Source organism: Capnocytophaga catalasegens (genome assembly GCF_026005215.1).
Lineage (GTDB): Bacteria > Bacteroidota > Bacteroidia > Flavobacteriales > Flavobacteriaceae > Capnocytophaga > Capnocytophaga catalasegens.
Genome location: NZ_BPMA01000034.1, coordinates 1 through 6649, shown reverse-complemented (window position 1 = coordinate 6649; position 6649 = coordinate 1). Strand labels below are relative to the sequence as shown.

Below are 6649 nucleotides of genomic sequence, written 5' to 3'. Positions count from 1 at the left end.
AATGGAATGGTTCCCCTTTTATATTATGAGTCTCAATATCACTCCAAAGTTTCCAAGTTAGTTCGTTCTGTGTTGTATTTTTAGAATATAGAAATTTATCTCTTGTAAAAAACAATACTTCAACTTCTCTGCCTTTCATATTAGTTGCATATATCTTTAAATGTGCAACTTTTCCAAATTCTATAAATTTTTGTTTTTCAGTATCATCTGAATTACAGAAATAGGCTTCTACTATATCCCCTCTATTGGTAATGGTAAGGAGATTATTTTCAAATTCTTCATTTGAATACTTCAAAAAAAGATTCGTGTCAACGGGTTTTATTTTGAAAAATATTTGAATATCTTTCCTTTCTCTGTCTTCTTTCTGTTTTTCCTCATCTGTTTTTCCTTTGTATGTTTTTTCCATTGTATAGGGAATACAGATTTCCTTACTCCCCTTAGGAACTACTACTTTTTCAGAAGTATAGAGAGGTTTCTGTTTGTTTTCAGTATTATATACTTCTAAAATTATAACCAAAGCATCATATTCATATTGATGTAATGGAACTGTAACATCTCGTTTAACAGCCTCTTAAAACTCTGGCAAATCTTTTCTAAATATCTCATCAGATTTCTCTTGTGTAACCCAATATAACTCTTAAAGTGTATTTTATTCAAAAATGAAGAGTGTATACTTTTACAAAGGCACTTCTTACCATTGTTTTAATATATAGAATTTTTCAATATTTTGATTTTTTTCTTGTATTAATGATTGTATTCTTAACAAATCATATCCATTAATTTCATTGTAAGACATCCCGTCATAAAGATAAGATAAAATATTTCCTTTTAAATCATATATAGCTTTAAAAGCTATTTCATTAATATTATCACAAGATATAAATATAGTATTATTGGTTTTTAATAAACACGCTACGCAATCAGAATTTTTATAATCTTCATAGAGAAATTTTTCATGCTCTTTATATTTTATCATTGGTTTTTTTAGGAGAATCGTATCATTGAGAAAGATTTCTATATCATAATTATTAAAAAAGACTCTACTTTTGTGTATAAATCCTACATTTTTATCATATTTTACTTTATACCAATTGTTTATACTATCAATGACAGATACATATTCCTTATTGTAAACCTCTTGTAAAATAGTTGATTTCACATCTGGTCTTTCCCTTAAATTTACATATCTATCATTATCTTTTACATAATATTTTTTTGTTTTTTTATATTCTATCTTTACATTTTTAGTGAAAAATTTAGAAGAAAAATATTCATTTACTATTTTTTCTAAAGAATTTTCTACACTTGAACCTTTAAAAAAATCTATAATATCTTCATCTAATTTAATATTATTCTTTTTTAAAAAAGAACTAAATCTTTTAGGATCATTTAAAAGCAAATCTTTATAATTCTCTAAATAATACTCAGCATCAGCACCATCAACATTTTGCTTTAAAAAAATTAAATTTTTATATGTTTGCTCTGTTATATTTTTGGTTTTAATTTGCTTGTCAATATTTTGCAATATTTCAAAATTAGATTTTTCTTGAGCTTTAGTTGAACAACTTAAATTAAGCATTAATATTATCAGTATAATAATTTTTTTCATTCCTATAATAATATTTTTTATTAATAATTCCTTTTTTTAATAATTCTTGATTATTTGGAGATAGTTTTAATTCTTCATAGTCAGATGGGATAAAATATTTTTGAGATACATCATCAAATTTTAAAGAATGTGATATATTTATGTAGTGATGTCCTTCATTTCCTTTTTCTAATTCTACTATTTTTGATTTCAATGTTACAATAGCATCATCAAAAACCCTTAAACATCCTCCTGTATTCCATAAGTAAGGATTTTGGTATCCTTTTTGTCTACCTCCATGAATTTGTATCTCTTCTCTTATTCCTTTTGCCTCTCCTGATTCATATGTCATATCTAATCTAGGATTTTCACCATAGATAACAGAACTTCCATCACTACGCCATTGTTCAAATTTATATGTTCCTATTGGTGTGTCAGAATAACTTGTTTTTCGAGATCCTCCTATTGTACTAGTATACCCCTGTGCTCTAACAATAGTTCTCCAAACTTCATTCCCTACATTATCTTTTAGCACTAAAATTCCATAGCCCATCTCTTTTCTATCCTCCCATAAATGTACATCAATATTCCAACCTTTTCCTTGAATATTACTATTTGATAATTTTTTATCACATCCACAGTTGTATCCAAATTCTTTAAGGAATCCTTTTTTCAAATGTAAGTCAGTTTTTCCTTCAATTTCTTCTTTAAGAAAGTTCTCATATATTCTTTTTACATCTTCAAATGTGTATTTAGAGTTCTGTTGTCCATAAGGAGAATCTGGAAGACTTGACCAACATAAACTAGATAACAATGTAGCCCTTTCTAAATTATCATCTATTATAAATTGAATAATATCTCCTTGTTTTCCTTTAAATCTTTTTCGCCATTCTTTTGCTTTCTTTTCTTTTAGAGTATCTCTATTTTTTTTATCTTTATCTTTGTAAAAAGCAGGATTATAAAAAGAATCATTACGATCTTTTAAATAATTATTTTTAAGAATAATTAGACACATTTTATCTTGTGCTTCTTGATTAAAATTAGTAATATTATATTTTGAAAAATACTTTTTTATACCATCATAAGTATATCCCATTATCTGGTAAGCTCCTGCTGCAGATGAAGAATATTTTCCCAATGTTATAACTTTATTAGGATGTCTACTCATATCTGAAAATTGTGTCCCCCCATATAATGTTGTATAGCCTTTTTCTCCTTCTGTACCTTCTTTTACTCGTAACATTCTCATAAAAGCTCGTACTTTTTCCTCACAAATACATTTTTTCTCTTCCAGTTGAACTCTATTTATTTTTGCTTTTCCAACCTTTACCGCACTATTATTCCCAGCTACGTCGTTCAATTTTTTTTCATAATATAGTACCAAATGATTGGCAAGGTTCATATAGGCTCCTTTTTCCTTATCATTCACTTTTGTTTTGAATACTGCCATTATGTGTATATGTTTCTGTGCTTTTTCGAACTTGGAAGTATCTAACTTTACCAAAAGTTCCCCCTTGTTATCTATAACCTTTTTATCAGAATAAAAGGCTTTTTTACCCTCAACTCTCGGAGCTATTTCCAATTAAAATTCGTTAATATTTAGCTTAAATGAAAAAATTTTTTTTATCATAGAAAAACACTTGAATTACTTGTGTCCTCTTGTCTCCCTCTGTAGATCCTTTCTTACTCTTTTTCTAATTTATAAGATGAATTAGATTTTTTTGATAAAGAATTAATATACGCATTTTTTATAAAGAATTGTTCTCCTTTCATTATAATTTTGGATTCTTCGGAAAAATTAACACCTCCTATATTGTCCTCTATATTGCTAATATACAAAAATAAAGTATCTTTTTTCGAGATTCCAGATAATAGAAATCTCTGATATAATTGGTATCCTTTTGCTTCATAAACTATAGAATCTTTTGAGATATCAATCTTAATATCATAAATTTCTCTCCAATCATCATTATTTTGATTGAGTGTTAAAGTGTATTTTCCAAACCATTTACAATCTATTTTTTTTCGGAAGAGGATATTATGATATAACATAAACTTTTTATTTAATTTTTGTTTTACTTCTTTAGAAGAATATAAATCTTCTTCTTTACTCACCTTAAGTTTTATATTCTTTGAAAGGTATATAGGTTTTTCATAAGAATAAAGAATATGATTAGCTTTTTTTAGTTGATCATTGAAGGTAAATGAATACCTCTCCTTTCCTGTTTCACCTAAAATTTCACTCTCTATAATAGAATCAAGAGTGATTTTATTGACATATAAATAGATTTGTTCTCCTTCTGTTGAACCATCTAATATAATAGTATCTTTCAGCTTTTGTAAAGAATTATTTTGATTATTTGTGTGAGTATTCTCATTTTGGCTATTGCAAGATATAATAAATACTGAAAATAGGTATATAATATATCTATAAAGGAATTTTTGTATGATCATTATTATTATCATTATATAGTTTCTTTAATTCTTTAGTTTTTTTTCCAAAAGCCATTTGAAAATGTGGCTTATCCTTAATTTTTTTCCAATCGCCTCCCCATTCAAATCCCCATTTTTTACCTATTGGAGCTATTTTAGGTAGAACTCTTTCTTGTTCTATCCAATCTATTTTACCATCTTTTATTTCTACCACATCAATAGCTAATCCATAATTATGGTAACTTTCTCCTCCTTTTGCATAAGTAACAATACTTCCTTTTGTAGTCCTTCCCTGTGCATATAGATTATCTTGTTCACTAAAAGACCTAAAGCCTTCTATAACACGTAGCCTAATATTCATTGTATTATAAACTTCATTAATGAAATTTTTCACTGCACATCTGATCTTGGGATGTAATTGTTTTATTCTATTGTTAGTTACAATATCCCAAGTATCCAAGCAATCTCCTTCTAAGCAAGAAACATATTTTGATTTGTGTAATTCTCCTTTTTTTAAAATTTCTTCTAAAGTTTCTGTTATTTCCCACATATAAGTCTTGCCTTCTGCATTTTTTAACTTTTTATATTTTTTAACTTTCCCATTTTTATCTTTTTCTTTTACCCATTCGTATTCATCTTTTTCTCTCCAAAAAAGAGGATTATTTTTATATGCATTACCTTCTAAAACAATATATTCTTTCTCTAAACCATGACCACAAGCAGAAGGATATAGAACTGATAAGTACAAGTCTGTAAGAGTTTTATATTTTGTTTTGTTTTTTTCTAAATATTTTTGCACATAATTCATTTGCTCAATAAAAGACATTTTTACCAATTCTTGTTGTGTTATATTCAAACTATCTGCAGCACTCTTTCCAAATTGAATCAATCCTACATATCCTAATCCATTACCTATAGCTGGATTAAAACTCTCTCCTGTTTCTAAAGCTATTACAGTCATTAGCCAATTTGGATCTATATGTAAACAATTAGAGACTTCTATAACTTTTTTCATTTCCATACAACCTATTTTTTCGCCCCATACCAAATCATATTGTTTCTCTTTTTATTACTAATTATTCTTTTCTATTGCATATAGGCTACTTTTATCCAATAAACTATCTAAAAAAGAGCTTTTGAGAAAGTATGTATTGTTTTTCTTTGTTATTTTTAATATATAATTCTTATTTTTTAAATCTACAAATAAAATTTCGTTGTTTTTTTCTTCTTTAAAAATATATTCCTTATCATTATTTTCATCATAAGTTTCTATCTGTAAATGTGCAATGTTATTATCTATTTTTATTAAGATATCTCCCCAAGCACGAGGGTCTGCCTTTTCTTCTTTTAAATATAAAAAATGACCTAAGTATGTTCCCAACCAATCTGAAGAGTGATTTTTATTATTAAATATAAATTCATTACACTCAATAATATTAACATCTGCACCTTGTTTAATAAGATAAGAAACAATCTTTTTGTCTCCTATTTTACAAGCTAATCCAATAGGTGTTAGACCTTCTTCTGTATATATTTGATTTATATCTGATTTATTTTCTACGAGATATTTGACAATAGGCAAATGATGATTTTCTATGGCTACAAACAAAGCATCATATATTAAATAATCATCTTTTTTTGCAAATCTACTATTTGCTCCCTTATCAAGAAGTTTTTTTACATTGTCTAAATTTCCTCTCTTACACTCTATACCAAGCTGGGTATATTTAAAAATATTTTCTTTTAAGTAAAAAGAATCAATAGCAATTGTATTTTCTGAGACATCAGCAACATAAGCTTTTTTATGTTGTTGTTTACAAGTAGTTATAAAACTACTAAGAATAAAAAGGAATAGTATTTTTTTCATCTAATTATGGAATTTTAATTTCTATATGAATAGCTCCCTCACTTGAATCATAAGAGATTTTATCATTTATAACAACATTATTTAGAGGGTGTATAATTCTAGTGACAGAACTATCTTTAGCTAACTCTTTAATAAAATCACGAGGATTTTTAATTTCTCTAGTATAAGAAACATCTATTATATTATTCTTAGCATATATTTCTTCAGATACACAATGCTTTGAAACCCTTTTCCCTTCTTTTGCAAGTTCTTCTATCTTGTTTTTCATATCAGAAATTATTTTCTCTTTAGAATCCCCCTTTTTAACTCCTAAGTTATAAATTTCGATCACCTTTTTTCCTGACTCTGCATATCTTATGTGTTTTCCTGTACTTTCATTATTATACATAGCTTCTGCTTGTTTTTGAGGGGTACGTATAGTGCTAGTTATAATAATTTTTTTATTTGATGAATTTTGAGCTGCTCTTTCTAATAATAAAATTGTGAAAGAATTTACTATGTTTTTTCTTTCTTCTGTTAAAGCTGAATCAAAAATCACTATTTTACTCTTTTGACTAGAATTTTGACAAGCACAATCTATTTCGAATTCTTTTAAAAATCCTTTTTTTAAGTATAAATTGGTTTTTCCTTCGAGCTCTTCTTTATAAAACTTTTCATAATAATACAAAACTTTCTTCATAGGGATAGCTGGTTGTGGGTTACCTTTAAAAGAATAATTACTATTATTTCCTATATGAGTCAAACTAGCCCACTCTAGACTT

Annotated in this window: 7 protein-coding genes; all 7 read right to left on the bottom strand. The window is 26.7% G+C overall.

From position 1 onward, the window contains the following. On the bottom strand, positions 1 to 517 hold a 517-nt coding region (locus OO775_RS09715; protein ID WP_264846889.1), incomplete at its 3' end, for a hypothetical protein. A gap of 174 nt (positions 518 to 691) precedes the next feature. Next, complete coding sequence (locus tag OO775_RS09710; RefSeq protein WP_264846888.1) at positions 692 to 1609, bottom strand: SH3 domain-containing protein; 918 nt, start codon at positions 1607 to 1609, stop codon at positions 692 to 694. Beyond that, a complete protein-coding gene (locus tag OO775_RS09705) occupies positions 1572 to 3170 on the bottom strand; it encodes a glycoside hydrolase family 24 protein (protein ID WP_264846887.1) in 1599 nt (532 codons plus the stop codon). The genes OO775_RS09710 and OO775_RS09705 overlap by 38 nt, the downstream gene beginning before the upstream one ends. Before the next feature lie 101 nt (positions 3171 to 3271). After that, on the bottom strand, positions 3272 to 4054 hold the full coding sequence (locus OO775_RS09700) for a hypothetical protein (RefSeq protein ID WP_264846886.1): 783 nt from the start codon (positions 4052 to 4054) through the stop codon (positions 3272 to 3274). Next, entirely contained in the window at positions 4017 to 5042 is a 1026-nt protein-coding gene (locus tag OO775_RS09695) for a M15 family metallopeptidase (RefSeq protein ID WP_264846885.1), read from the bottom strand. The genes OO775_RS09700 and OO775_RS09695 overlap by 38 nt, the downstream gene beginning before the upstream one ends. A gap of 51 nt (positions 5043 to 5093) precedes the next feature. Next, positions 5094 to 5888, bottom strand: a complete 795-nt coding sequence (locus OO775_RS09690) for an ankyrin repeat domain-containing protein (protein WP_264846884.1) — start codon at positions 5886 to 5888, stop codon at positions 5094 to 5096. A 4-nt stretch (positions 5889 to 5892) separates the two neighbouring features. Further along, a partial coding sequence (locus OO775_RS09685) for a hypothetical protein (protein ID WP_373874567.1) occupies positions 5893 to 6649 on the bottom strand: 757 nt, incomplete at its 5' end.

What these genes read in the sequence shown, in the direction of transcription:
- OO775_RS09710 (WP_264846888.1), bottom strand. Translation starts at nt 1,609, where the DNA reads ATGAAAAAAATTATTATACTGATAATATTAATGCTTAATTTAAGTTGT.
- OO775_RS09700 (WP_264846886.1), bottom strand. Translation starts at nt 4,054, where the DNA reads ATGATAATAATAATGATCATACAAAAATTCCTTTATAGATATATTATA.
- OO775_RS09695 (WP_264846885.1), bottom strand. Translation starts at nt 5,042, where the DNA reads ATGGAAATGAAAAAAGTTATAGAAGTCTCTAATTGTTTACATATAGAT.
- OO775_RS09690 (WP_264846884.1), bottom strand. Translation starts at nt 5,888, where the DNA reads ATGAAAAAAATACTATTCCTTTTTATTCTTAGTAGTTTTATAACTACT.